General features: G+C 67.5%; 21 protein-coding genes. 10 read left to right on the top strand and 11 right to left on the bottom strand.

The window, feature by feature from the left end:
* Positions 1 to 5 precede the first annotated feature (5 nt).
* Positions 6 to 1,580: a tetratricopeptide repeat protein gene (locus OR37_RS00445; RefSeq protein WP_004615122.1), complete on the top strand. Its 1,575-nt coding sequence runs from the start codon at positions 6 to 8 to the stop codon at positions 1,578 to 1,580.
* Positions 1,581 to 1,853: 273 nt separating this feature from the next.
* On the opposite strand, the gene purN is transcribed toward OR37_RS00445, so the two are convergent.
* Positions 1,854 to 2,435, bottom strand: coding sequence for a phosphoribosylglycinamide formyltransferase (purN, locus tag OR37_RS00450; protein WP_004615123.1), 582 nt, complete (start codon positions 2,433 to 2,435; stop codon positions 1,854 to 1,856).
* 140 nt (positions 2,436 to 2,575) lie between these two features.
* Positions 2,576 to 3,613, bottom strand: a complete 1,038-nt coding sequence (gene purM, locus OR37_RS00455; protein WP_004615125.1) for a phosphoribosylformylglycinamidine cyclo-ligase — start codon at positions 3,611 to 3,613, stop codon at positions 2,576 to 2,578.
* A gap of 124 nt (positions 3,614 to 3,737) precedes the next feature.
* Here purM and rnd point away from each other — a divergent pair, with 124 nt between their 5' ends.
* The 3 genes from rnd to OR37_RS00470 all read left to right on the top strand — a co-directional run bounded on the left by rnd (position 3,738) and on the right by OR37_RS00470 (position 8,573).
* The gene (gene rnd / locus OR37_RS00460; RefSeq protein ID WP_004615126.1) at positions 3,738 to 4,907 is read left to right on the top strand and encodes a ribonuclease D; all 1,170 of its coding nucleotides are present in this window, start codon (positions 3,738 to 3,740) and stop codon (positions 4,905 to 4,907) included.
* Positions 4,908 to 5,049: 142 nt separating this feature from the next.
* Positions 5,050 to 6,717, top strand: a complete 1,668-nt coding sequence (locus tag OR37_RS00465; protein WP_004615129.1) for a response regulator — start codon at positions 5,050 to 5,052, stop codon at positions 6,715 to 6,717.
* Between the two features lie 95 nt (positions 6,718 to 6,812).
* Positions 6,813 to 8,573 carry a retroviral-like aspartic protease family protein gene (locus OR37_RS00470; RefSeq protein ID WP_004615130.1) on the top strand — a complete coding sequence of 587 codons (1,761 nt, stop codon included), beginning with the start codon at positions 6,813 to 6,815 and terminating at the stop codon, positions 8,571 to 8,573.
* Between the two features lie 13 nt (positions 8,574 to 8,586).
* On the opposite strand, the gene OR37_RS00475 is transcribed toward OR37_RS00470, so the two are convergent.
* Positions 8,587 to 9,582 carry a LysR family transcriptional regulator gene (locus tag OR37_RS00475; protein ID WP_200864111.1) on the bottom strand — a complete coding sequence of 332 codons (996 nt, stop codon included), beginning with the start codon at positions 9,580 to 9,582 and terminating at the stop codon, positions 8,587 to 8,589.
* A 14-nt stretch (positions 9,583 to 9,596) separates the two neighbouring features.
* Here OR37_RS00475 and OR37_RS00480 point away from each other — a divergent pair, with 14 nt between their 5' ends.
* Together OR37_RS00480 and OR37_RS00485 are read left to right on the top strand one after the other, a co-directional pair.
* Positions 9,597 to 10,166: a chromate transporter gene (locus OR37_RS00480; protein WP_106404326.1), complete on the top strand. Its 570-nt coding sequence runs from the start codon at positions 9,597 to 9,599 to the stop codon at positions 10,164 to 10,166.
* Complete coding sequence (locus tag OR37_RS00485) at positions 10,163 to 10,693, top strand: chromate transporter (protein ID WP_004615133.1); 531 nt, start codon at positions 10,163 to 10,165, stop codon at positions 10,691 to 10,693. Before OR37_RS00480 ends, OR37_RS00485 begins: the two co-directional genes overlap by 4 nt.
* A 45-nt stretch (positions 10,694 to 10,738) precedes the next feature.
* On the opposite strand, the gene OR37_RS00490 is transcribed toward OR37_RS00485, so the two are convergent.
* A complete protein-coding gene (locus OR37_RS00490) occupies positions 10,739 to 11,017 on the bottom strand; it encodes a hypothetical protein (protein ID WP_081612838.1) in 279 nt (92 codons plus the stop codon).
* Positions 11,018 to 11,172: 155 nt separating this feature from the next.
* The gene (locus OR37_RS00495; RefSeq protein WP_004615136.1) at positions 11,173 to 12,672 is read right to left on the bottom strand and encodes a Ppx/GppA phosphatase family protein; all 1,500 of its coding nucleotides are present in this window, start codon (positions 12,670 to 12,672) and stop codon (positions 11,173 to 11,175) included.
* Between the two features lie 170 nt (positions 12,673 to 12,842).
* Between OR37_RS00495 and OR37_RS00500 the strand changes: the two genes are divergently transcribed.
* The gene (locus tag OR37_RS00500; protein WP_004615137.1) at positions 12,843 to 13,823 is read left to right on the top strand and encodes a phosphotransferase; all 981 of its coding nucleotides are present in this window, start codon (positions 12,843 to 12,845) and stop codon (positions 13,821 to 13,823) included.
* On the opposite strand, the gene OR37_RS00505 is transcribed toward OR37_RS00500, so the two are convergent.
* From OR37_RS00505 to hdaA, 3 genes are all read right to left on the bottom strand, one after another.
* The gene (locus tag OR37_RS00505) at positions 13,820 to 14,209 is read right to left on the bottom strand and encodes a hypothetical protein (protein WP_004615138.1); all 390 of its coding nucleotides are present in this window, start codon (positions 14,207 to 14,209) and stop codon (positions 13,820 to 13,822) included. The genes OR37_RS00500 and OR37_RS00505 overlap by 4 nt on opposite strands.
* The gene (locus OR37_RS00510) at positions 14,206 to 16,431 is read right to left on the bottom strand and encodes an RNA degradosome polyphosphate kinase (RefSeq protein WP_004615139.1); all 2,226 of its coding nucleotides are present in this window, start codon (positions 16,429 to 16,431) and stop codon (positions 14,206 to 14,208) included. The genes OR37_RS00505 and OR37_RS00510 overlap by 4 nt, the downstream gene beginning before the upstream one ends.
* Positions 16,432 to 16,684: 253 nt before the next feature.
* Entirely contained in the window at positions 16,685 to 17,398 is a 714-nt protein-coding gene (gene hdaA / locus OR37_RS00515) for a DnaA regulatory inactivator HdaA (protein ID WP_004615140.1), read from the bottom strand.
* A gap of 400 nt (positions 17,399 to 17,798) precedes the next feature.
* Here hdaA and OR37_RS21595 point away from each other — a divergent pair, with 400 nt between their 5' ends.
* Genes OR37_RS21595 through OR37_RS00520 form a run of 3 tightly spaced genes read left to right on the top strand, consistent with a single transcriptional unit; the run spans position 17,799 to position 20,388 of the window.
* Positions 17,799 to 18,710, top strand: coding sequence for a retron St85 family effector protein (locus OR37_RS21595; protein ID WP_004615141.1), 912 nt, complete (start codon positions 17,799 to 17,801; stop codon positions 18,708 to 18,710).
* Complete coding sequence (locus OR37_RS20885; RefSeq protein ID WP_004615142.1) at positions 18,707 to 19,639, top strand: retron St85 family RNA-directed DNA polymerase; 933 nt, start codon at positions 18,707 to 18,709, stop codon at positions 19,637 to 19,639. The genes OR37_RS21595 and OR37_RS20885 overlap by 4 nt, the downstream gene beginning before the upstream one ends.
* An 8-nt stretch (positions 19,640 to 19,647) precedes the next feature.
* Positions 19,648 to 20,388: an EcsC family protein gene (locus OR37_RS00520; protein ID WP_004615143.1), complete on the top strand. Its 741-nt coding sequence runs from the start codon at positions 19,648 to 19,650 to the stop codon at positions 20,386 to 20,388.
* Positions 20,389 to 20,470: 82 nt separating this feature from the next.
* On the opposite strand, the gene parE is transcribed toward OR37_RS00520, so the two are convergent.
* From parE to OR37_RS00535, 3 genes are all read right to left on the bottom strand, one after another.
* Entirely contained in the window at positions 20,471 to 22,552 is a 2,082-nt protein-coding gene (parE, locus tag OR37_RS00525; RefSeq protein WP_004615145.1) for a DNA topoisomerase IV subunit B, read from the bottom strand.
* A 225-nt stretch (positions 22,553 to 22,777) separates the two neighbouring features.
* Positions 22,778 to 24,130 (bottom strand): amidohydrolase family protein, encoded by a 1,353-nt coding sequence (locus OR37_RS00530; protein WP_004615146.1) that lies wholly within the window; start codon positions 24,128 to 24,130, stop codon positions 22,778 to 22,780.
* Complete coding sequence (locus tag OR37_RS00535; RefSeq protein WP_004615147.1) at positions 24,130 to 25,593, bottom strand: amidohydrolase; 1,464 nt, start codon at positions 25,591 to 25,593, stop codon at positions 24,130 to 24,132. The genes OR37_RS00530 and OR37_RS00535 overlap by 1 nt, the downstream gene beginning before the upstream one ends.
* Positions 25,594 to 25,639: the final 46 nt, after the last annotated feature.

Raw genomic sequence — 25,639 nt, forward strand, 5'->3', positions numbered from 1 at the left:
CGGATTTGCGGTTTGGAGGCGTGATCGCGGCGGTCTGGCTGGCGCTGAGTCCAGCGGCGGCGCGGGCCCAGTCGGTCGAGGACGTCGTGGTCTCGCCCCAGTCCAGCGGCCATTGGCTGCGGGCCGAGAGCGAGCACGTGATCGTCTATTCCGACGAGAAAGCCGATGTGCTGCGCAAGACCGTCGCCGATCTGGAGGCGTTGGATGGCGCCCTGCGCGCGCTCTACGGCAAGTCGGACGCGCCGGCCCCGCGCAAGTTTCCGATCTATCTGGTCCGCCCCGTGGCGCGCGGCGAGACCGTCAACGCCCAGTATCAGCGCTTCATGCCGGGCGCGGCGGTCACCGCCCTGTCGATGGACGTGGCCGAGGTCGACGACATCTTCGCCGTCGTGGTGCGCGACGATTTCGACTTCTTCAACGTCGTCGACAGAACCGCCGGCGACGACGGCGTGCTGGGCGCCTACGCCCTTCATTTCTTCGGCGAGAACTTCCCGTTCCGCCAGCCGCGCTGGCTGATCAAGGGCGCGGGCATCTATTACAGCGGCGCCGACATCGGCCCCGACCGGGTGGTGGTCGGCAAGACGCCGGCCATGTTCGACGACGCCCAGGGCCTGCGCGACCTGAAGAAGATCACCAGCATCATCGCCGAGACGGGCGACGACTGGAGCTATGCCGAACGCCAGCGCTACGACGCTCAGTCGGCGCTGCTGGTGCGCTACCTCTGGGCGGACCCCGACCGCAAGGCCCGGCTGGCGATCTATCTCGACCGCATCCAGGGCGGCGAGCGCGATCTGTTGGCCACCTGGGGCGAGGTGTTCGGCCAGCCGATCGAGAAATTGCCCGACGCGATCAAGGCCTTCCTGGCCGCCCAGCAGGCCGCCGGCGGCCCGTCGACCGTGACACTCCCGCGAGCCAAGCGGCCGCCGACGATCAAGATCCGACGGATGCCCAAGGGCGCCGACGACCTGATCCTGGAAGTCCAGCAACTGAAGACGGGATTCGTCGCCGATCGGCCGGGCCTTCTGCGGCATTTCCAGCGCGCCGCCGCCCGCCGGCCGGACGATCGCTACACGCGCCAGGCCCTGGCGCGGGCCGAGATCACGCTGGCCGGGCCGGGCGGGGGCGACCGCGACAAGGGCGAGGCGCTGCTGGAGGGGCTGCTGAAGGAAGACTCGGGCAACCTCGAGGCCCTGCGCCTGATGGGAACCAGCAAGCTCTACCGCGCCGCCGCCGCAGACAAAGCCGACAGGCCGGCGCTGTTGGCGCAGGCGCGCGACTATCTGATGAAGGCCGACGCGGCGGAACCCAACGACTACCAGACCCTGTTCCTGCTGGCCCAGACCATGACCGCGGACGATGCGCCGTCGCCCCAGCGCCTGGCCCTCCTGCGCCGCGCGGTGAGCCTGGCCCCCGAGGTCGCCAAGATCCGCCTCGTCGCAGCCGTCGCCTTCCTGCTGGGCGACGACGCTGACACGGCCTATCAGCTGCTCAAACCCGTCTCGGCCGACCCCTACGGCGGCGCCGAGGCCCAGCAGGCCAAGAAGCTGTTGGAGCTGATGGCGCGGGCGGGGAGGCCTTAGAGGGGCTCGAGTCTCTAGCCCTATCCAGAAATCCGACCTTCCCGGCGAATGCCGGGATCCAGATCGAACCCGATGAAATCCATCCGTTCAGCGGGGCGCTATGTCGCGTCATCCCCAATCGCGCCGGATGAATCTGGGCCCCGGCGTTCGCCGGGGAGATCGGTCTTGTCGAAGTGTCGACAAGGGGATGGCGGAGCTTGAAGGGCGTGGCGGGAGGTTCGAGCGCGTGCACATGGGTCGAAATCGGCGCCGGCCTCCAAGCCCTCGATCCGCCTAAAGTCCCCGCACGAACGTCGCCAGCGTCGCCGCGTAGAGCTTATGTTCCTGTTCCAGCACGCGGACCCCTAGCGCGTGGTCGTCGTCGCCGGGCCGGATCGGCACGCGGGCCTGGCCGAGGATCGGGCCTTCGTCGACGCCGGCGGTGACCAGGTGGACCGTGCAACCGGCCTCGGCCTCGCCGGCGGCGATCGCGCGGGCGTGGGTGTCCAGGCCCGGGTACTTGGGCAGCAGGGACGGGTGGATGTTCAGCATCCGGCCTTCCCAGGCGTCGACCAGGAAGGGGGTGAGGATCCGCATGTAGCCCGCGAGCGCGATCACCTCGATCCCGCGTTCGCGCAGGGCCGCGTCGATGGCCCGCTCGTGGGCCTCGCGATCCTTGCCGAAGGGTTTCTGGTCGACGCAGAGGGCCTCGACGCCCGCCTGTGCGGCGATCTCCAGGCCCTTGGCGTCCGGCTTGTTGGACAGCACGAGGGCGATCTCGAACGGGCAGTCGGCGGCTTGGGCGGCGCGGACCAGGGCTTCCATGTTGGAGCCTCGGCCGGAGATCAGGACCGCGACCTTGGTGCGTTGGGTCATCAATTTGCGCCCCCTCGGTCAACGGGCGTCTCGCCCGTCGACAGCTCCCCCGCGAGCGGGGGAGCAGGATTGTGATTTTTCCTTCCTCGCCCGTGAAGCGGGGGAGGAGGCGCGGCGCGAAGCGCCGTGACGGAGGGGCGCTAGGCCTTGACCAGCTGCCCGCAGATGAAGGCGTCCTCGCCAGCATTCAGCAGGGCGGCCAGCACCGGTTCGGCGTCGGCCTGGGCGACGATGATGATGAAGCCGACGCCGCAGTTGAACGTCCGGCGCATCTCGTGCTCGGAGACGCCGCCGGTCTTGGCCAGCCAGTCGAACACCGGCGGCAGGGGCCAGGCGTTCCAGTCGAACTCGGCGGCCAGACCCTCGGCGATGGCGCGGGGCGGGTTTTCGATCAGGCCGCCGCCGGTGATGTGCGCGCCGCCCTTGACGCGACCCGACTGCAGCAGGGGCAGCAGCGACTTCACATAGATGCGGGTCGGGGCCATCAGGGCCTCGGCCAGGGTCTTGCCGTCTTCGCCAGGAACGGGGAACGGGCAGGGGGCGTCCCAGGCCAGGCCCGAGCGCTCGACCACGCGGCGCACCAGCGAATAGCCGTTGGAGTGCGGCCCCGACGAACCCAGGCCGATGATGATGTCGCCGGCCCGCTGCTTGTCCAGCTTGGGCAGGACGTCGTCGCGGTCGACGGCGCCGACCGAGAAGCCGGCCAGGTCGTACTCGCCGTCGCCATACATGCCCGGCATCTCGGCGGTCTCGCCGCCGACCAGGGCCGCGCCGGCCAGCTTGCAGCCGTCGGCGATGCCGGCGACGACGCTCTTGGCGGTCTCGACGTCCAGCTTGCCGGTGGCGAAATAGTCGAGGAACATCAGCGGCTCGGCGCCCTGGGCCAGCAGGTCGTTGACGCACATGGCCACAAGGTCGATCCCGACCGTGGCGTGCATCCCGGTGTCGATGGCGATGCGCAGCTTGGTGCCGACGCCGTCGGTGGTCGTGACCAGCAGCGGATCGTCATAACCGGCCGCCTTCAGGTCGAAGAGGGCGCCGAAGCCGCCCAGGCTGGCTTCCGCGCCGGGGCGGCGGGTGGCCTTGGCCAGCGGCTTGATCGCGTCGACGAGCGCGTTGCCCGCGTCGATATCGACGCCCGCCTGGGCGTAGGTAAGGCCGTTGGGCTGGTCGCTCATGAGCTCGCTCTCGTCTACCGAAGGCCGCAACGACCTCCGAACACGCGGAAAATTCGCTTTCCCGGTACGCTGAGCGCGTCTTGACGCTTGCAGACTCGGGGGTGCGCGAGGCTATTAGCAGCGGATGAAGCCGATCACCACCACCGCCGAGCTGGCGGCGTTTTGTAATGCGCTTACGGGCGAGCCTTTCGTCGCCGTGGACACCGAGTTCATGCGCGAGACGACCTACTGGCCCAAGCTGTGCTTGATCCAGGTCGCGTCGCCGACGCACGAGGCGGTGATCGACCCGCTGGCCGACGACATCGACCTCGAGCCCCTGCTGGCCGTCATGCGCGACGAACGCATCTTGAAGGTGTTCCACGCCGCCCGTCAGGACGTCGAGATCTTCAACAACTTGAAGGCCATGCCGAGGCCGCTTTTCGACACTCAGGTGGCGGGCATGGCGGCGGGCTTCGGCGAGCAGATCGCCTATGACGCTCTGGTCCGCCAGATGCTGCGGATCGAGATCGACAAGTCCAGCCGCTTCACCGACTGGGCGCGCCGGCCGCTGACCGAGGCCCAGCTGAGCTACGCGCTGGCCGATGTCACCCACCTGGCCAAGCTGTTCCCGATCCTGCGCGAGCGCCTGGAGACCTCGGGTCGCCTGGCCTGGGTCGAGGAGGAGATGAAAGCCATCTCCGACCCGGCCGCCTATGATGTCGATCCGGAGAAGGCCTGGCGGCGCCTTCGCCCGCGCAAGACCGCGCCGAAATACCTGGCCGTCTTCAAGGCCGTCGCCGCCTGGCGCGAGCGCACCGCCCAGAACCGCGACCAGCCGCGCGGCCGGATCCTGAAGGACGAGGCCATCGACGAGCTAGCCACCCAGGCGCCGACCAGCCTCGACGCGCTGAACAACCTGCGCGGCGTGCCCAAGGGCTTCGGCGGCAGCAAGTTCGGTCCCGACCTGCTGGCCGCGATCAAGGCGGCCCTGGCCGATCCGGAAGGCTATGCTCCGGTCATGGACAAGCCCGGCCCGCCGCCGCCCGCAAACGCCGGCGCGGTCGTCGAGCTGCTGAAGGTCCTGCTGAAGGCTCGCGCCGAGGAAGCCGGCGTCGCCTCCAAGCTGATCGCCACGGTGTCGGATCTCGAGAAGATCGCCGCCGACGACAACGCCGCCACCCCGGCCCTGGTCGGCTGGCGTCGCGACGCCTTCGGGACCGACGCCCTGAAGATCAAGCGCGGCGAGCTGGCCCTGGTGCTGGACGGCGCCAAGGTCCGCGTCGTCGAGGTGCGTCGCGGGCCCAAGGCCGACTGATCCAAGCGCGGACGACGGACAAGCTATCCGCGCAATTTTTTACCTTTGCCTGCGTTTTGGTAAACGTCATGCAAAGGTTTGCTCGCGTACCTCGCCGTCACTTTTGTCCTCTATGGAGGGCGGAGTCGCGTAGGGGGTCGTCTTGAGTTCGTTCTGGCAGGATCTGGCTATCGCCTACAGGCCGGCTGCGGTTTCGCGGCGCAAGCAGATCGCCCTGCGGCTGTTCGTCGTGCTTGTGCTGGCCGCGATGGCCATGATCCGGCCCGGGGCGGGCTTCATCTTTCCCTGGGCGGCCGTCTATCTGGTGGTCCAGATCGCCGAGTGGGCGGCGCTGAACCGCTTCCTGCGCAAGGCCGAGCCGTCCGGACTCGATGTCTCCTTGAGCCTGGTCGCCGACTGCGCGCTGGCGGCGGTGTTCGGCTGGCTGTCGGTGCCGGTGTGGGCGGCGGGGACGCCTCTCGGCGCGGCCTCCGCGGTGCTGCTGCTCTCGGGGGCCATTATCACGGTGCTGATGGGAGCGGAGGGCTGCGTGGCCGCCTTCATCGCTTCGGGCGGCGCCTATGTGGCCTATCTGGTTATCGCGCCCTTCGCGGCGGGGGATCGCTTGGATCCGGTCATGCCGTTCTTCCTGGTCGGCGCGGGCCTGCTCTCCCTGACGCTGGGCCTGGTCTTCCTATGGTCGCGCAGGACCCTGGCGGCCGAACGCGCCGCCCGGCGGGCGGCCGAGGCCCAGACGGCCGCCAAGTCCGCCTTCATCGCCATGGTCAGCCACGAGCTGCGCACGCCCATCAACGCCATCCTGACCGGGGCGGAGTCCCTCGAGCGCGATCGCCCCGACGCGGCCCTGATCGCCGACGCGGGCCTGATGATGCGCGGCCTGCTGAACGATCTCCTCGACCTTTCCAAGATCGAGGCGGGCCGCATGAGCGTCGAGGTCGTCGATCACGACCTGCGGGCCGTGGTCGCCGACGCGGTCGACTTCTGGCGCAAGGCCGCCGAGGCCAAGGGCGTTCGCCTGGTGCTGAAGGGCGACGAGGTCATGCCCCAGTGGGTGAAGGGCGATCCGATGCGAGTGCGGCAGGTGCTGAACAACCTGCTCTCCAACGCCATCAAGTTCACCGCCGAGGGCGAGGTGGCGGTCGGGGTTCAAGTGGAGTCGCGCGATCCTCGCGTGGTGTCGATCGAGGTGCGCGACACCGGGCCGGGTCTGGCCGACGACCAGATCGAGCGGCTGTTCAGTCCGTACGAGCAGGCCGGCGTCGAGACGGCGCGGGCGTTCGGCGGCACGGGCCTTGGCCTGGCGATCAGCCGCGACCTGGCCCGGCTGATGGGCGGGGACCTGTGCGCCGCCAACGCCGAGGGCGGCGGCGCGCGCTTCACCCTGCGCCTGCCCGCGCCAGAGGGAAGGGCGCCGGCGCCCGAGGCGCGGGACGAGGCCCTGGCGGTGCGCGACGACGCGCCGCTGGTGCTGGTGGTCGACGACCACGACATCAATCGCCGCGCCCTGCGGCAGTTGCTGGAAGCCTTTGGCGCGAGGGTCGAGACGGCCGAGGACGCGCTGTCGGCCCTGGCCCTGGCCGAGCGTCACGTGTTCGACGCCATCTTGATGGACGTGCGGATGCCGGGCGTGGACGGGCTGGAGGCCACTCGCCGTCTGCGCGCCACCCCCGCCAACCGCGCCACGCCGGTCATCGCCGTCACTGGGGCCGTTTCTCCGGAGGAGATCGCCGCCTGCCGTGAGGCCGGCATGACCGGCTGGGTCGAAAAGCCGGTTAAGGCCCGCGACCTCTACGCCGCTTTGTTCGGCTGAACGCCGGCGAGGCCCTTGCTCCCCGCGAGGCCGCGTAGGAGGATCGCCATGCGCGTAGGGCGGCATTGGCGCCGCCTAGAGGTGAGGCGTTGGGGATGTTGTCCGTATCGCGGGTGTCGTGTGTCGCCCTGGGGGCCGCTTTATTGGCCACGCCGGCCCTGGCGGCGTCGAAGTGCCAAGTCTTCAAGCTCGCCGAGCTGCCCGTGACCATGGAGGGCCGTTCGCCGATCGTGACCGCCCAGATCAACGGACGCCAGGCGCGCTTCATCCTCGACAGCGGCGCGTTCTATAGCACGATCTCGGAGGGTGACGCCAAGGAGTTTGGCCTGTCGGTCAGCGACCTTGGTCCCAACGTGCGTCTGAAGGGCGTGGGCGGCGAGACGTCCCTGGGCGTGGCCACCGCCCAGGAGTTCGTGATCGCGGGACAGAAACTATCGCGCATCCAGTTCGCCGTCGGCGGCAGCGATACGCACTATTCCGGCCTGCTGGGCCAGAACTTCCTGGGGCTGGCCGGCGCGGAATACGACCTGGGCCATGGCGCCGTGCGTCTGATGAAGACCCAGAACTGCGGCGATACCGGCTTGGCCTATTGGGCGGGCGACAAGCCCTTCGTCCTGCTGCGCGTCCAGCCGATGGAGAACGGCGACCGCCATACCATCGCGACGGTCGAGGTCAACGGCGTCAAGCTGAAGGCCATGTTCGACACCGGGGCGCAATTCACGTCGATGTCGCTGTCGGCGGCCGCCAAGCTTGGTGTGCGGCCCGACAAGTCCGGCGCGCCGGTCGAGGGCTACACCTCCGGCGTCGGCCAGAAGCGGGTGCGGATCTGGCGGGCGCGCTTCGACAAGATCGACATCGGCGGCGAGGCGATCAAGGGGCCCATGCTGCCGATCGTCGACCAGTCGCTCGACGACGCGGACATGCTGATCGGCGTCGACTTCTTTCAGACCCACCGGGTGTTCGTCGACAACCAGAACCACCGGATGTTCTTCACCTACGAAGGCGGACCGCTGTTTGGCATCAACCCCAAGGGCGCGGTGGACGAGACCGGCAAGGCCCTGGACCTGACCGACGCCGCGGCCGAGCCCACGGACGCGGCCGGCTATGGCCGTCGCGGCGCGGTGCTGGCCTCGCGCGGCAAGTATGACGAAGCCATCGCCGACTTCGACAAGGCCGTGGCCATGGCGCCGAACGACGCCGAATACCTGCTGCAGCGCGCCCGGGCTCACCTGGCCAATCGGCAGCTGCTGCTGGGCGTGGCCGATCTCGACAAATCCATCGTCCTGGATCCGAAGAACGCCGAGGCGCGCCTGACGCGGGCGCAGCTGCGGCTGGGGTCGCGCGATCCCGCCGGCGCCCTGGCCGACCTGAAGATCGCCGACGAGGCCCTGGCGCCGTCCTCGGGCGCACGCATCCGGCTGGGGAGCCTCTATTCGTCGGCCGACGCGCCGGACCTGGCCCTGAACAGCTTCGACCTCTGGCTCAAGAGCCATCCCGAGGACGTCGCCCGCGCCCAGGCCTTCAACGGTCGCTGCTGGGCGCGCGCCCTGCTGAATCGCGAGCTGGACAAGGCGCTTGGCGACTGCGACGCGGCGCTGCGCCTGCGTCCGGGCGACGCGGCCTATCTCGACAGCCGCGCGCTGGTCCGCCTGCGCCGAGGCGAACTGGACAAGGCCCTGGCCGACTACGACGCCGCCGTCGCGAGCTCGCCTCGCGAAGCCTGGTCGCTGTACGCCCGCGGCGTCGTCCAGCGCCGCCTGGGCAAGATCCCCGAGGCCGACGCCGACAAGGCCAAGGCTCTATCGCTCAATCCTCGCGTGGCCGAGCGAGCCAAGCGATACGGGCTGGAGGGGTGAGGGGGGCGCGCCCTTACACGGCGAGCGCGCGCCGAACGTCCTCGATGAGACGAGCGAGCGGACCGCTTTCCTCTCCGGTGCGCCAGGCGAGGATGAGCGGCGCGACCGGCGCGTCTCCGTGGCGCAAACGTCTTTGGGAAAAGCCCGTCATGCCTAGCCCTCCCATGGACCCGGGAACGAGGGAGACGCCAAGCCCCGCCGCGACCAGACTGAGTGTCGAGGTCATCTGTGACGCCTCCTGGACGACGCGCGGGCTGAAGCCCGCCTTGCGACATGCCGCGATAATGCCGTCATAGAGCCCTGGACCGCCTGGCCGGTGATAGAGGACGAAGCGCGCCGCGCTCAGGGCTTCCAGCGGCATCGCCTGGCCTTCTTCATATTGGGCGAGCAAGGGGTGATCATTCGGAAGGATCGCGACCATTTCCTCGTCCAGCAGCTGTCGCATGGTCACGCCGGCGTCTTCCTCGGGCGGCGCGCGAACGAAGGCCGCATCGAGTCGACCGGTTCGCACGGCGGCGATCAGCGTGTCGCTGTTGGCTTCCTGTAGGGTCAGGCCGAGGTCTGGCGAGTCGTCGCGCATGGCGCGGATAACGCTCGCGACCAGTGGATGGAAGGCGGCTGAGCCAGTAAAGCCTACCGCCAGTCTTCCGGCCTGTCCGCGCCCCGTCCGCCGCGCGGCCTCGATCGCCAAGTCGACATCGCCCAGGATGGCTCGCGCCCGCTCTATGAACACCTCGCCGGCGGCGGTTGGAGCGACGCCGCGCGGCAGGCGTCGGAACAGCGCGACGCCCAGCCGTTCCTCAAGCGCGCGGATCTGCTGACTGAGCGGGGGTTGTTGGAGGCCCAGCCGTTCAGCGGCGCGGGTGATATGGCCTTCGTCCGCCACGGCGACGGCATATCGAAGATGGCGCAGCTCAATCATTCCATATGTCCAAAGTATGTAAAATGTATCTGAGATATATTTGAAGTATGCAAAGGCGGCGAGTAGCTCTTGGGCCTCAAAGTCCAAGGCGCTCAATGTCCATGCCAATCTCTCCTCTCCCCGCCAGTCCCAGGCGCGACCCGCCCAGCGTCGTCGAGCTCTTCCACGGCTTCCTTATTCTGGGGCTGACCGGCTTCGGGGGCGTGCTGCCGCTAGCGCGACGGATGATGGTCGAGAAACGGCGCTGGCTCGACGCCGATGAATTCACCGATCTGCTGGGCCTTTGCCAATTCATGCCCGGCGGCAACATCATCAACATGTCGGTCGCCGTCGGGCTCAAGTTTCGAGGCGCGACGGGCGCTCTGGCCGCGATCCTTGGCCTGATCGCGGCCCCGACCGTCGTCGTGATCGTGCTGGGAGCGCTGTTCGATCGCTTCCAGGACGATCCCAAGGTCCGCCACGTCTTCGCCGGTCTCGCGGCGGCGGCGGCGGGATTGCTGCTCTCGATGGCCGCCAAGGTCGCTTGGCCGCTTCGCGTGAGTCCGATCAACTCCATCATCGCGGCCGCGTGCGTCTTGGCGGTCGCCGGGTTGCGGCTGCCGTTGCCGCCCACGATGTTGGCGTTGGCGCCGATCAGCATCGCGATGACCTGGAAGGCGGCGCGGCCATGACATCGACGCTGTTTGCCCTGGCCCTGATCTTCGGTGAGTTGTCGCTGCTGGCGTTTGGGGGCGGGAACGCCATCCTGCCGGAAATGCAGAGGCAGGTGGTCGATGCGCGGCGCTGGATGACGGCCGAACAGTTCGGCGCGCTGTTCGCGCTGGCGCAGGCCGCGCCAGGACCAAATATGATGGTGGCGCCGCTCGTCGGCTGGCGCGTCGCCGGATTCCTGGGCGTGGCGGTCACATCGATCGCCACGTTTGGACCGTCATCGCTGCTCGCCGCCTTCGCTTTGCGCGCTTGGGAACGCTTTCGCGACCGACCCTGGCGGCGGATCGTTCAAGCCGGCCTCGCGCCGGTGACGGTCGGGTTGATCGCGGCCAGCGCTATCACCATGGCTCGGGCTTCGGATACGACCTGGGGCTTGGCGGCGATCACGCTGGCCGTCGCCGCGGTGACAACTCGAACCAAGCTTCATCCCCTGATCGCACTCGTCGGAGGCGCGTTGCTGGGGCTCTGCGGCTTGGGAGCGGTATAAAGGCGGGGCGGAGGCTATGATCCGCCGCCCCGCCTCATGCCAAGCTCAGTGATGCGGGAACTGGGCCAGCGCGCCGCCGGCGGCCAGGCCCAGGGCGCAGAAGACGCCCAGGTGGAAGGCCGCGCCCAGCGCCACGGTGCGGCGGACCGACCATTTGCTCTCCTGGGCGAAGATTCGGCCGATTTCGGATTGCAGGGTGCGCGCGGGGCTGACGGCCGGCGCGTCGTGATCGTTGGCCACGTGGAGTTGGGGCCGCGGGCTGGCGGTCTTGGAAGGAGTCGGCGCGATGGCGTCCAGATAGTCGACCTTACGCTGTAACATCACTGACCTCCCTATGTGTTCGAGGTCACGCTAGGCCGGCAAGGATAACAAACTATACTCGTGGAGACCGCGTTTTGCGGGTTTGAAGAGGCTTTAACCCCGCATTGGGGGGATTATTTTCCTATTAAGCATAGACCCTCGTCGGGTCTATGCCTGGATCATGCGGTGATAATCTTGGGCTTCAGGCCAAGATGCTGGGCGGCCGTGCCGGCGCGCTTGCTGGTCTGTTCGCCAAGCAGCAGGTCGGCGAAGCCGGGCTCGGCGGCCAGCACCAGGTGGTTCTTGTCCAGGGTCAGGCGCGAGTGGGCCAGCAGGCTGGGGCTCCGACCCGACAGGTCGCACGCCAGGCGGATCGTGGCGCCCAGGGCGCGGGCCCGCTTCAGCTGGGCGGGGCTCATCAGGCGCTCCAGCGTGGCGATCTCGGGCGGATTGAAGGTTGTGGCGTGGCGGGCGTGGGCGGCCACGGCCAGGAAGCAGCGCTCGGCGTGGCCCTGGCCGGCGATCGGCGCGCGCAGCACCTGCTCGTAGACGAGGTCGGCGCGGTGGTCGGGGTGCAGGCGCACGCCCATGTCGGCCAGCCGGCAGGCGGCGGCGACGAGGATCGGGTCGCGTTCGCCGAACAGCGCGGGCAGGGCGCGGAAGGCCGGAGCGATCCAGCCCTCCAGCGCCGGGCCCAGTTCGTCGCCGACGCCCTGGCGGGCGCCCAGGGCCGCGCAACCCTCGATCAACGGGTCCAGGCCCCGCACGCGCGGCGGCATGGCCTCGAACAGCAGGCCCTCGCGCACGCCATAGGCCGAGATCTCGACACGCTTGACGCCGAGCTGCTCGATCAGGATCTCCAGCACGACGGCGGCGTAGGGCAGGGTCTCCGAGCGCTTCTTGCTCATGCCCTCGATGCGTTCCAGCGAGCTCCTGGACTGGTGGGCGACCAGACGCGCGGCCTCCAGGGCCTCGGCGGTGGGGATCTCGTACTGGTGGACGACATGCAGCGGATAGCCCGATAGCCGCATGTGCAGCAGGGCGAGGTTGCGCCAGGCGCCGCCCACGGCATGGAAGGTGTCGGTGCTGTAATCGGCGGCGACGGGGGCGATGCGTTCGCGGGCCAGGCGGCGGACGCGCTCGGCGTCGAAGCCGTTCGCCGTCCCGGCGGGACCCGCCAGACTGAACGGGCCCAGAGGCAGGGTCACGCCCTGGCCGGCGCCGGTGGCGTTGAGGCGGATCAGCTCCAGGCTGGCGCCGCCCAGGTCGCCGACCACGCCGGTGGCGTCCGGCGCGCCGGCCAGCACGCCGACGGCGGCGTAGTGGGCTTCTTCCTCGCCGCTGAGGACGCGCACCGTGAAGCCGGCCTCCTCGCGCACGCGGCGGACGAAGTCGGGGCCGTCCTTGGCCTCGCGGGCGGCGGCGGTGGCGACGACGAAGGTCTCGGCCGGATTGACCGCCTCCAGCACGGCGCGAAACCGCTTGAGGGCTTGCAGGGTCTGGGCGACGCCCTCGGACGACAGGCGCCCGCTGGCGCCCAGGTCGCGGCCAAGGCCGGCCAGCACCTTCTCATTGAAGACGGTCCAGATGGCGCGGCCTTCCAGCCGGTACACCACCAGGCGCACCGAGTTTGAGCCGATATCGATCACGGCCGCGTCGCGCGGCGCCGGGGAGGGCATGGGGCTGGTTTAGCCTATTCGAGGGACAGGGGAAGCGGGGGCGGCCCCTTTTTCATGGGGACGACCGCGGCGGAAGGCTTGCTCGTAAAGGGGCTCAAATATTACCCGGGTTATATTGACTTATATTTCATCCGGGTAAATAAGACAGCTCCGCTCAGGAGGTTCCGTCGATGTCCGTTCCACCCGACCAGCGTCCCGTCGTCCGAAAAGCCCTTCGCGCCGCGTTCGGAACCGAGGCGCTGGATGGCTGTGCGGCGTTGTCCGGCGGGCTGTCGGGCGCCGAGACCTGGCGCGTCCGCGTGGGTGGCGTCGCCTATCTTCTGCGGATCGAGGCCCGCTTTGACGCGCTGCGCGATCCGCGCCGGAGCTATGCCTGTATGGGTCTCGCTGCGCGCGCCTGTCTCGCGCCGCGCGTCCTCTACGCCGATCCGGACGATGGCGTGGCGATCATGGACTATATCGAGCCCCGATCACTGACTTTGGATTATGTGGGGAAGCGAGCCGACCTCGTGGTCGAGCTGGCCCAGGCGGTGCGGGCGCTGCATGGGATCGAGGGCTTTCCGCCACTGGTCGACTATCTGGACGGCCTGGCGATGATCGTCGATCAGGCGGGGCGCGGCGGCGTGGTTCCGATCGGGGCCTTCGACGGCTGGGCCCGGCTGTACGAAGCGTGCCGGCGACTGCGGCCCGAGCCGGTGTCCAGTCACAACGATCTCAATCCGCGCAACATCCTCTATGACGGCCGGCGGATTTGGCTGATCGACTGGGAGGCGGCGTTTCGGGCTGACCGCTATGTCGATCTTGCCGCCATCGCCAACACCTATGCCGTCGATCCGGAGGACGAGGCCACGCTGCTGCGCACCTATTTCGGCCGCGAGGCTTCAAGAGCCGAGCAGGCGCGGCTGTGGCTGTTCCGACAGGTCAATCACGTTTTTCACGCTGCGGTGTTCGTGGCCGGCGTCGCCGGGCAGGCGAGGGCGGAGGACCTGGGCGGACCGGACCTCGACGTTCTGCACCAGGGGCTGGCGCTGGGTGAGCCGCTGCTGGAGACGCCGGAAGGGCGTTTGGCCTACGGACTGGCGCGGCTGCGAACCGTGACCGCCAACCTGGCATCGCCGGCCTTTACGCGGGCCGCGGGGGTCGCGATCTAGGGATTGATCCTGCACGCGATGGTCTTCCAGCCGTCGCCGTCGTCGCGATGATAGCAGGTTCCGTAGCTGACCTGCCGGCCGCGCGCCCGCGCGCCGCCCTTGGTCAAGGCCCAGGGCACGGGGCCGATCAGCAGCATGTCGGTGGTGTCCGCCTTGCGCCCGCACAGGCCCCACCAGCGGATGTTGTAGCCGCCGAACACGCCGGGGCCGTAGACCTCGCCCTGGCGCTGGGCCTGGCGCTCCACCCCCGGCGGCGGCGCGCCGAAGCGGTCGACGCCCGGACGGGCGGGCAGGGCCTGCACGGCGCAGAGGTCGATGCGCCGCTGCCCCGTCGGCCCGCAGGCCGTCAGCAGCGCCAGCGGCAGGAGCAGGCCAAAAGCCCTCACCCCTTCCGCTTGGGCCCCACGTGGTCGAAGGCGCGGGGCAGGTCGCGGGCGCCATGGCCCCGGCCCGACAGGCTGGGATTGGTCATGAAGTAGTCGTGGGCCGAGAAGGCGCCCTTGCTGTTCCAGGCCGGATCGCGGGCATACTCGCCCTCGCTGTCCAGCTTCCAGCTCTGGGCCTCGTCGTTGAGGTTGGCGACCATGATCTGGTCCAGCACCTGCTGGTGGACGGTCGGGTTCTCGACCGGAACCAGGCTCTCGACGCGCCGGTCCAGGTTGCGCGGCATCCAGTCGGCCGAGCTGATGAACACCCGCGTCTGGGCGCTGGGCATGGCCGCGCCGTTGGCGAAGGCGACGATGCGGGCGTGCTCCAGGAAGCGGCCGACGATCGACTTGACCCGGATGTTCTCCGACAGCCCCTTGATCCCCGGCCGCAGGCAGCAGATGCCGCGCACGACGAGGTCGATCTGCACGCCCGCCTGGCTGGCGGCGTAGAGGGCGTCGATGATCTGCGGGTCGACGACGGCGTTCATCTTGGCCCAGATGCCCGCCGGCCGGCCTTCGCGGGCGGCCTTGGCCTCGGCCTCGATCATCCTCAGCAGGTCCGGCTTCAGCGTCATCGGCGAGAACGACAGCTTCTCCAGCCGCCCCGGCTGGGCGTAGCCGGTAATGAAGTTGAACAGCTTGCCGCCGTCGCGCCCCAGAGCCGGGTCGCAGGTGAACAAGGAGAGGTCGGTATAGATCCGCGCCGTGAACGGGTGATAGTTGCCGGTGCCGAAGTGGCAGTAGGTCCGCAGCGTCTGGTCGGCCTCGCGGCGCACCACGACCGACAGCTTGGCGTGCGTCTTCCAGTCGACGAAGCCGAACACCACGTGCACGCCCGCCCGCTCCAGGTCGCGCGCCCACTTCAGGTTATTTTCCTCGTCGAACCGCGCCTTGATCTCGACCAGGGCCGTGACGTTCTTGCCGTTGTCGGCCGCCTCGATCAGGGCCGCCACGATCGGACTGTCCTTGGAGGTGCGGTAGAGCGTCTGCTTGATCGCCAGCACGTTCGGATCGCGCGCGGCCTGGCGAAGGAACTGCACCACGACGTCGAAGCTCTCGAACGGGTGGTGGACCAGGATGTCCTTCTCGCGGATCGCCGCGAAGCAGTCGCCGCCGTGGTCGCGGATGCGCTCGGGGAAGCGGGCGTTGAACGGCGGGAACTTCAGGTCCGGACGGTCCGGCGGGATCAGCTCGCTCATCTGGGCCAGGCCCAGCTTGCCGTCGACCAGGATCACGTCCTCGGGCTCGGCGCGCAGGCCCTCGATGATGAAGTCGCGCAGGTCCGGCGGCATGGTGGTCTGGATCTTGACCCGCACCACGCGGCCCAGCCGGCGCTTCTTCAGCCGCGCCTCGAACTCGCGCACCAGGTCCTCGGCCTCTTCCTCGATCTCGAGGTCGCTGTCGCGGATCAGGCGGAACAGGCCGCGTCCCTCGACCTCGTAGCCGGGGAACAGGTGGTCCAAAAAGAGGATGATGAAGCTTTCCAGCGCCATGATCTTGCGCTGGCGCTTGCGGCCGCGCGTCACCACCGACGACAGCTCCCAGAACCGCCGCACCTGCGAGGGGATCGGCGCCAGGGCGTACAGGTGCTTGTCGTCGGCGATGCGACGCAGCTTCAGCGCCAGGCAGAAGCCCAGGTTCGGGATGAACGGGAACGGGTGCGCCGGGTCGATCGCCAACGGCGTCAGCACCGGGAAGATCTGGTCGAGGAAGATGGCCTCGGCCTTCTTGCGGTCCTCGCCCTCGATGTCCTTGGCGTCCAGCAGCTTCAGGCCCTCGTCCCACAGTTCGGTGCGGACCTGGCGCCAGATCTTCTGCTGCTCGGCCATCAGCTCGGCGGCCGAGGCGTTGATGCGCGGCAGCTGCTCGCCGGGCGTCAGGCCGTCCTGGCTGACCACCCGCACGCCCTCGCGCACCTGGCCCTTCAGGCCGGCCACGCGCACCATGTAGAATTCGTCGAGGTTGTTGGCGCTGATCGACAGGAACCGCAGCCGCTCCAGCAGCGGGTGACGCGGATTGGCGCTCTCCTCCAGCACACGCTGGTTGAAGGCCAGCCACGAAAGCTCGCGATTGAAGAACCGTTCGGGCGAGGCCATCCACTCGGCGTCCAGTTCCAGCGGGGTGGGGCTGTCGGTCTGCGGAACGGTGGCGGGCACGGTCAGGGCGGCGGTCTCGGTCATGAAGGCACTCTAGTCGCCAATGTGTCGCGCCATCGTGAACGAGGCAAGTGACGGGAGAAAGACAGGGGGATGTCGCCTGTCTTTCCATCATAAACGCCCGTCATTCCCGCCCTTGTGGCGGGAACCCCTCTATCCGCCGCGGGTGCGGGAGGGGCGGATCGCTAGCGATCCGCTTGCGTCTCACGTGTCAGCTGAACCAGGGGTTCCCGCCACAAGGGCGAGAATGACGGAGCTTAAGAGAAGGGGCAGAGCCTCAACCCGGCTCCTCATCCCCCTCGAAATCCCCCAGCACCTCTCGGGCCAGGGCCTTGTTCAGTTCGCGCCGGCGCTGGTCGGCGGCCTCGTCCAGCAGGTCGGCCGCCGCGATCGCCTCCGCCGCCGAGCGGGGCAGGCGGGCCAGCAGATAGGGATAGAGGTCCGGATCCGGCTTCAGCAGCCTCTGTTCGAAGGCCCGCCGCAGCACCGCCTCCAGCACGACGTCGTCGGGCGGCGCGATCGCCGCGACGCACAGGGCGTTGAGCCGCGAGCGCAGGTCCGGCACCGCGCAGGCCCAGCCGACCGGCGCGGTCCGCCCGGTCAGCAGCACGGTCCCGCCGTCGACCCCGGCCATGTTCAGGATGTGGAACAGCGCCTCGTCGGACAGCGCCGCGCCGCCGCCGCCGCCGGCCGCGCCCGAGGGCCGCTGGTCGACGTCCTCGACCAGCACCGCCCGGCCGCGCAGGGTCGCCAGGTCCGGGGCCTCGGGCGCGAGGGCGTCGACGACCACGGCGTCATGGGCCCGCGCCCAGGCCCGCGCCAGGTGGGTCTTGCCGCACCCGGCCGGCCCGACCAGCGCTAGCCTTCCTTCAGGCCAGGCCGGCCAACCGTCCACGCGCGCCACGGCGTCGGCGTTGCTGGGCGAGACGGCGAAGTCCTCCCGGGCATGGGTCGGCGCGGCGGTGAACGGCAGTCTGAACTGGGTGGACAAGCCTAGAGGCCCGGCGTGGTGAACGTCTGGGGAAGGATATAGGGCGGTTTGGCGAGGCGGGGGAGGTGGCGGGGCTGGGGATGGTGGGGATTAGGCGGCGGGAGGTGTGGATGAGGAGGGGCCTTCCTTTAGAGAACTGTTTAGCAAGCGATGCCTCCTAAGATTGACTCACGCTTTGATGTCGTTAAAAATACCATCACCATTTACGCGTTCTAGCGTTCCTGTCGGAACGTGAGTCTGGCGCTTCGCCGGACTTAAATTGATTGTAGACTCTTATCGGTGCGGAAGAGGGTTATGTCTCATCGCCTCGATGAGGCCGCTACGCTCGATAAGACATAACCCTCTTCCTCACCTTCACAGGTAAGTGGCAGAATTTCATCCATCTGACCTAATAAAGAGCATGAAGCCGGAGGCTTTTCGGGTTCATGCTCCTACTACTGTTGTATTCTTGTGCGGTGGCGTAATAGATTCCTCTCTCGCGGCGCCCGTTATGCTGCGGGATGCGTTTTATAGAGTTTGCAAAAACAGCGCCCCGGACTTCAGTGTGGTGCTGGCTGAAGATGCACTTCCTTTGACAGCGGAAGCTGGGTATCGGGATCTATTTAGTTTCGAATCTGATATAGCCCAGATTGTTGGTCTTATATTACTTTTCGCAGAGAGCCCTGGGAGTCTCGCGGAGCTTGGCGCTTTTGCTGCGCTTAAAACTGTCGCGCCAAGTCTGCTCGCTGTCCTTGATGACTACTATTACGGCGCGGTATCGTTTATTAGAAATGGGCCCATACGTTTTCTTGAAAACGAATATGGCGAGGAGTGGATACTTGTCCTCGATCGGTCGGAAGTCGGAATATCTCCGACTGGCACGATCGAAGCACTTAACACGTCTGCCTTTGCAGCTAACATTCTGCCTGCGGTCAAAAAGCGACTTGAGTCTAGGAGTGCATGGTCAAGGCTAGATCGTAATAATAGCGGCCATGCTATCCTGTTCATGACTGGCCTTTGCCAGGAATTCGGCGCGCTTACTATTGGGGAATTGAAGGCATATTTAGAGAAGTTTGAAATCGAGAGCGGTCGGCTGCAGAACTTTATATATTGCGCCCAGCTTCTTGGTTGGATTCAGAAGGTTCGCAAGGGGAACCACATATTCTACGTTGCCGCTCCCGGCGAACCTGCGCTTGATTACAAGTTGGAGGGAGGGACGCGAGACAAGGTGCGGTGGCGTTCCGATATCCGGGCCTTTTGGCAGAAGCACGATCCGGCTCGGCTGAAGGCAATAACTGCGGTCCTTAGTCCTCCGTCGGGGGGAGCCGCATGAGCGATCTCATCCGATTATTGTCCGCCGAAACCGGATTGTCTAATTCTGATCTTATCCGCATTATTCGGACTGCACCGCGTCGCTATAAAGTATTTTATATTCCTAAGCGAACGGGCGGTATGCGCGAGATTGCGCAGCCTGCGAGAGAACTGAAAGTTCTTCAGCGCGTACTTGTCGGCCGATTACTCGGAGCGCTTCCTGTGCACGACGCCGCGCGAGCGTACAGAACAGGTATGTCTATTCGGGATAACGCCGCTCCGCACGCTGGTAGCGGTCCAATCTTGAAAATGGACTTTCGAGATTTCTTCCCTTCGATCCGTAGTACCGATTGGCAGCGCTATTGCCGTGATCACGATATCCTTTCTGAAGAAGATCGAGAGATAACGTCTTTGATTTTCTTTAGAAGAAATAAGGGCGAAAAGATATTTCGACTTTCGATCGGGGCGCCTTCGTCACCGGTCCTCTCGAACGTCCTTATGTACGACTTTGACACTCAAGTCAGCGCCGAGGCGGAACGACGGGGAATTGCCTATACTCGATACGCCGATGATCTCACCTTCTCCGGGCAACGAGCCGGAATGCTAAAAGATATGGTCGGAGAGGTCGAGAAAGCCGCTCGAAAGGTAAAATATCCACGTCTTCAAGTTCACGGCGAGAAAACTACGTACATTACGGCAAGCCGCAGAAGAACGGTTACAGGCGTAACGCTGGCCAATGATGGCGCACTAAGTCTCGGTCGCGATAAGAAACGTTTATTGTCCGCAGGAGTGCATCACGCATCGCTCGGAAAATTGTCTGCCGAGCAAATGGAAGAACTTGCGGGTCAACTGGCTTTTGCAAATGTCGTTGAGCCTGAGTTTCTTGATCGGTTACGTGCTAAATACGGCGAAGCCGTTGATCTAGTACGTCGGTCGGTCAGATCTAGCTGAGAGGCAAAATGCCTCTCTCCCCCGACCTCCTAACCTGGCGCGCCGACCTCACCAAGTCGCCCGGCCCGCTGAACGGCCTCGCCCGCGCCGCGCAGCAGCGGATCAACCGCCTCATCCCCGAGAAAGTCCACGCCGCCATAACCGCCGCGATCGCGGGGATGACGCGGGCGATGCTGACCGGGGCCGACTTCGTCACCGCCGATCCCCAGCCGCACCTGACGCTGGCCCAGCGCCAGGCGCGGGCCGAGCAGGCGATTGACGTCTGGCGCAAGACCGCCGCGGCCGAGGGCGGGATCACCGGGGCCGGGGGCTTCCTGGCGGCGGCGGCCGACTTCCCGCTGCTGATGAGCTTCAAGATAAAGCTGTTGTTCGAGATCGCCGCGATCTTCGGCCACGACGGGGCCGTGCTGAGCGAGCGGCTGTTCATCCTGCACGTCTTCGAGCTGGCGTTTTCCGACGCCGAGCATCGGGCCGGGGTGCTGGCGGCGATGGACGACTGGGACGCCAAGCCCCATCCCCGCCGTCTGGACGACTTCGACTGGCGGGCCTTCCAGCAGCAGTACCGCGACCACATCGACCTGGCGAAACTGGCCCAGTTCATCCCCTTGGTCGGCGCGCCGCTGGGGGCGATCGTGAATTGGCGGCTGGTCGAACGGCTGGGCCATACGGCGGTGATGGCCTATCGGATGCGGGCCGAGCAGGGGGCGAACGCACCGAAAGGTACGAGCGTCCAGAACCCTCTCCCCTAGGGAGAGGGGATGTGGGGCGCGAGGGTTGGCGCGCTTGGCTTAGAGGGACCGGCGAAGCCGGTGGAGGGGGACAGCGCCGCGCTTACAAATCCAGATCCGCCGCGGCGAACTCGGCGTTCTCCTGGATGAACCGGAAGCGCAGCTCGGGTTTGCGGCCCATCAGGGTCTCGACCAGTTCCTCGACGCTCTCCTCGTGGCGCGGCAGGGTCACGCGGGCCAGGGTGCGGCGCTTGGGGTCCATGGTGGTCTCCTTCAGCTGGGAGGCCATCATCTCGCCCAGGCCCTTGAAGCGGCCGATCTCGGGCTTCTTGCCCTTGAACACCGTGGCCAGGAGTTCGTCCTTGTGGGCGTCGTCGCGGGCGTACTCGCTCTTGCTGCCGTGGCTGATGCGGTACAGCGGCGGCAGGGCCAGGAACAGGTGCCCCTGGCGGATCACGTCCGGCATGGTGCGGTAGAAGAAGGTGATCAGCAGGGAGGCGATGTGGGCGCCGTCGACGTCGGCGTCGGTCATGATGATGATCCGCTCGTAGCGCAGATCCTCCTCACGGTACTTGGATCCGCCCTGGGCCCCCAGGGCCAGCATCAGGTCCGACAGCTCCTTGTTGGCGGTGAACTTCTCGCCGGACGCGGAGGCGACGTTCAGGATCTTGCCGCGCAGGGGCAGGATGGCCTGGTACTTGCGGTCGCGAGCCTGCTTGGCCGAGCCGCCGGCCGAGTCGCCTTCGACGATGAAGAGCTCGGCGCCGTCGACGGCCCCGCCGGCGCAGTCGGCCAGCTTGCCGGGCAGGCGCAGCTTGCGGGTCGCCGAGGCGCGGGAGACTTCCTTGTCCTTGCGGCGCTTGAGGCGTTCCTCGGCCCGCTCGATGACGAATTCCAGCAGGGCCTGGGCGTTCTTCGGGCTGGAGGCCAGCCACAGGTCGAACGGGTCGCGCAGCGCCGCCTCGACGAAGCGCTGGGCCTCGGTGGTCGAGAGCTTTTCCTTGGTCTGGCCCTGGAACTCGGGGTTCTTGATGAACACCGAGATCAGGGCGCCGGCCTGGGCGACGACGTCGTCGGCGGTGATGATCGTTCCGCGCTTTTCGCCCTTGAGCTCGGCATAGGCCTTGAGGCCTCGGGTCAGGGCGGCGCGGAAGCCGCTCTCGTGGGTGCCGCCTTCGGGGGTGGGCACGGTGTTGCAGTACGACTGCATGAAGCCGTCGTGCTCGCCAAAGCCCTGGGGCGTCCAGCTGACGGCCCATTCGACCGCGCCAGCCTCGCCCTGGCGCTCGATGCGGCCCGAGAAGCTCTCGGGCGTCACGGTGGTCAGGCCCTTGGTCCGCTCGGCCAGGAAGTCGGCCAGGCCGTTGGGGAAGTGGAACGTGGCTTCGGGCGGGGTCTGGTCGTGGATGCGGGACGGGTCGCAGGACCATTTGATCTGCACGCCGCGAAACAGATAGGCCTTCGAACGGGCCATGCGGTACAGGCGCGCCGGCTTGAAGCCGACGCCCTCGCCGAAGATCTCGTCGTCGGGCTTGAAGCGCACCATGGTGCCCTTCTTCTTCGACGGGGCGACCTGCTGGATCGGACCCAGCGGCTTGCCGCGGGCGAAGACCTGAAGGTGCTCGAAGCCGTCGCGCCAGACGGTGACCTCGACGCGCTCGGACAGGGCGTTGACGACCGACGCGCCGACGCCGTGCAGGCCGCCGGAGGTCTCGTAGGCCTTGCCCGTGAACTTACCGCCGGCGTGCAGGACGGTCATGATGACCTCCAGCGCCGACTTGCCGGGGTACTTCGGGTGCGGGTCGACGGGCATCCCCCGGCCGTCGTCCTTGACGGACAGGAAGCCGTCGGCGTCGAGCTTGACCTCGATGGTCTTGGCGAAGCCGGCCACGGCCTCGTCCATCGAGTTGTCCAGCACTTCGGCGAACAGGTGGTGCAGGGCCCGCTCGTCGGTGCCGCCGATGTACATGCCCGGGCGCTTGCGGACCGGCTCCAGGCCCTCCAGCACCTCGATGTCGGCGGCCGAGTACTCGCCCGGGGCCGAGGTCTTGGACGGAGGCGGCGGCGGGATCGGACGCGGCGCGGCGGCGGGGACGGGCTCGACCGGGCTGCGCAGCGGCGCGGCGGGAACCGGCGCCAGGGCGTCGTCGTCGAACAGGGAGGGGGCTTTATCGGAAGAGGACATCGGCGGAAGTCTAGGCGATTCGAACGCGGGGGCCTCGTATGGGCCGCCGGGCTTCCGCTGAAAAGCGAAATCCGCCCCCAGCAAGCCGGGGGCGGATCGTCAAAGGGACCCGCTAGAGCATTTTCCGATAAGTGTGAAACGGTTATCGGATCGAAAAATGCTCTAAACTTTTGATTTAGAGCCCTTTTATCCGATCTGATTGGATCAATCAGATCGGAAAGGGCTCTAGCGATACGCCGGCGGATAGCCGCTGTCGTCGCTCTTGGCGTAGCGGTCTCGCAGCTGGGTCTGGCGGCTGTCCTTGGGCTGTTCGACCCCGCCGACGAAGACGTTCAGCGGCCAGCTGGTCGTCTCCAGCGGATCGCCGTTCCAGACCACCACGTCGGCGACCTTGCCCACGTCCAGCGAGCCGATCTTGCCGTCCTGGCCCCAGATCCGGGCCGGAACCAGGGTCACGGCGGCCAGGCCCGCCGCGTAGGGCAGGCCGTTGGCGACGGCCAGGCCGGCGTTCAGCCGCTCCTGGCGGAGGTTGTTGAAGTCCCGCGCTCCGTTGATCGCCACCGTCACCCCGGCGGCGTGCAGGCGGGCGGCGTTGTCGAGCCGAGCCCCCAACGCCTCGAAGCTCTCGGGCAGGTCGGCCTGGGGATCGACGATGACCGGGACGCCGGCCTTGGCGATCTCCGGGGCGACCATCCAGCCCTCCTCGACGCCCTCAAGGATGACGCGGATCTTCTCGTCGGCCGCCAGCTTCAGCGCCTGGCGGATGTCGGCGGCGCGCGAGACGCGGATCAGCAGCGGCGTCTTGCCCTGCACGACGGGAACCAGCGCTTGCAGATCCAGGCGCGAGAGGCCGAAGTCGCGGGTCGCGCCCTGCTCGTAGGCGGCGCGCCGGGCGGCGAAGGCGCGAGCGTCCTCCAGAGCCGAGCGGATCAAAACGAGGTCCGCGCCGCGAGAGCCGCCGACCGCCCGAGCGCCGCTCTCGCCCAGCGAGACGGCGACGGCCAGCTTGGAGGCCTCGACGATGTCCGGCGCGCCGGCCTTCAGGCGGATGAACGCGGCCTGGCCGCCGAACAGCGGCGGATCGCCCGAGCCGACCTTGCCGGCGGTCATCTCCTCGACCACGCCGTCGTCGGCGTGCTCGCTGGCCCCGCCGCCGACGCCGGAGAGCACCGGCGTCACGGCCGAGCTGGTGATCCCGCCGTCGCGGGCCAGCGGGATGAAGGTCGAGGCGGGATTGATCGCGTAGGCGATGTCGAAGGCGGCGGAGAGCGCGTTGCCGGTGCCGTCGTCACGGGTCTCGCGCACGCCGCTGACCTCCGAGGCGCCGAGGTTAGAGGCCGCCGCGACGAGGCCGGGCGTGACCACGCCGCCCTTGGCGTCGACGACCCGCGCCCCGGCCGGAACCGCGACATTGGCGCCGACGGCGGCGATCTTCCCGTCCTTGATCACCAGGGTCCCGGCGGGGATCGCGGCGCTGGAGACCGGCTCGATGCGCGCGTTGACGATGGCCACCGTCTCGGCGGCCGCCGGAAGGGCCAGCGCGCAGGCGGCGCTGGCGAGAAGCAGAGACCGGATCATCAGTTGAACGCTCCCTGGCCGGGTTGGCCGAGCTCGAAATCGGACTTGGGCTGGAAGCGCGCGTCATGGCGATCATAGATCAGCGCGCCGTCGATATAGACCTTCTCGGCCTGGGCGTAGACGCTGAACGGATCGCGGCTCCACACCACGATGTCGGCGGCCTTGCCGGGCTCCAGAGAACCGGTCTTGTCGCCGATGCCGATCATCTTGGCCGAGTTGGCCGTGATCCACTTGATCGCCTCGGCCCGCGTGACGCCCAGACCCAGCTTGTTGCCGGCCGTCATGGCGATCGCGGCTTCCTGGTTCAGGCGCTGGGTGATGATCGGGTCGTCGGAGTGGATGACCACGCAGGCCCCGGCCTTCCAGATCAAGGCGGCGTTGGCGTCGATGCCGTCGAAGCTTTCCATCTTGAACCCGGTCCAAGAGGCCCAGGTCGCCGAGCAAACGCCTTCCTTGGCCAGCAAGGGGGCGATCTTATAGCTCTCGATGGCGTGGTGGAAGGCGGTGACCTTGTAGCCGAACTCCTTGGCGATATCGATCATCGTGGCTTCTTCGTCGGCCCGGTAGCAGTGGTTCTGCACGAGGATGTCGCCCTTCAGCACGCCCGCTAGGGTTTCCAGCTGCAGGTCGCGCTTGGGCGCGTCGGCCTTTTCGCCCTTCTGGACCTTGGCGCGATAGTCGTCCCATCTGCGGGCGTAGTCCGCCGCCTCGATCCAGGCCTTGCGGTAGCCGTAGACGTTGCCCATCGCCGTCGAGGGCGAGCGGCCCTTGGAGCCATAGACGCGCTTGGGATTCTCGCCGCAGGCCATCTTCAGGCCGTAGGGGGCGTCGGGGAACTTCATGCCCTGGGTGGTCAGGGACGGCACGTTCTTCAGCGTCACCGAGCGGCCCCCGAACAGGTTGGCCGAGCCGGGGAGGATCTGCAGCGTCGTGACGCCGCCGGCGCGGGCCCGGTTGAAGCCAGGATCCTGCGGCCAGACCGAGTGCTCGGCCCAGACCTGAGCCGTGTTCGGGTCCGTGGCCTCGTTGCCGTCGGACCGCGCCTGGACGCCGGGCGAGGGATAGACGCCCAGGTGGCTGTGCACGTCGATGATACCGGGCGTGATCCACTTGCCGGTCGCGTCGACCTTGACCACGTCGGCCGGAATGGGCGTGTCGGGGCCGCCGACGGCGACGATCTTGCCGCCCGAGGCGATGACCACGCCCTTCTCGATCTGCTGGCCGGTCGCCGTCAGCACCGTGGCGCCGACGAAGGCGGTCGGGCGCGAGGGAAACGGCTTGTAGGTCGACGGGAAGCCGGTCGACGCCTGTCCATCCAGACCCTTGGGCAGCGGCTTGGCCTCGACCTTTTCCGCCGGCTTGGCCGCGGTCGCGGATTTAGGAGGCGTGCTGGTGGTCGCGCAGGCCGATAGCCCCAGCGCGAGGAGGCTCGCGGTCAAGGCCGCGTTTCGCCATCTGATCATGAAAAGCCCCGACTCTCGAAGAAGCGGGCAGCACAGACGAAAAGCG

Source organism: Caulobacter vibrioides OR37 (assembly GCF_000372645.1).
In the GTDB taxonomy this organism is placed as follows: Bacteria; Pseudomonadota; Alphaproteobacteria; order Caulobacterales; family Caulobacteraceae; genus Caulobacter; species Caulobacter vibrioides_E.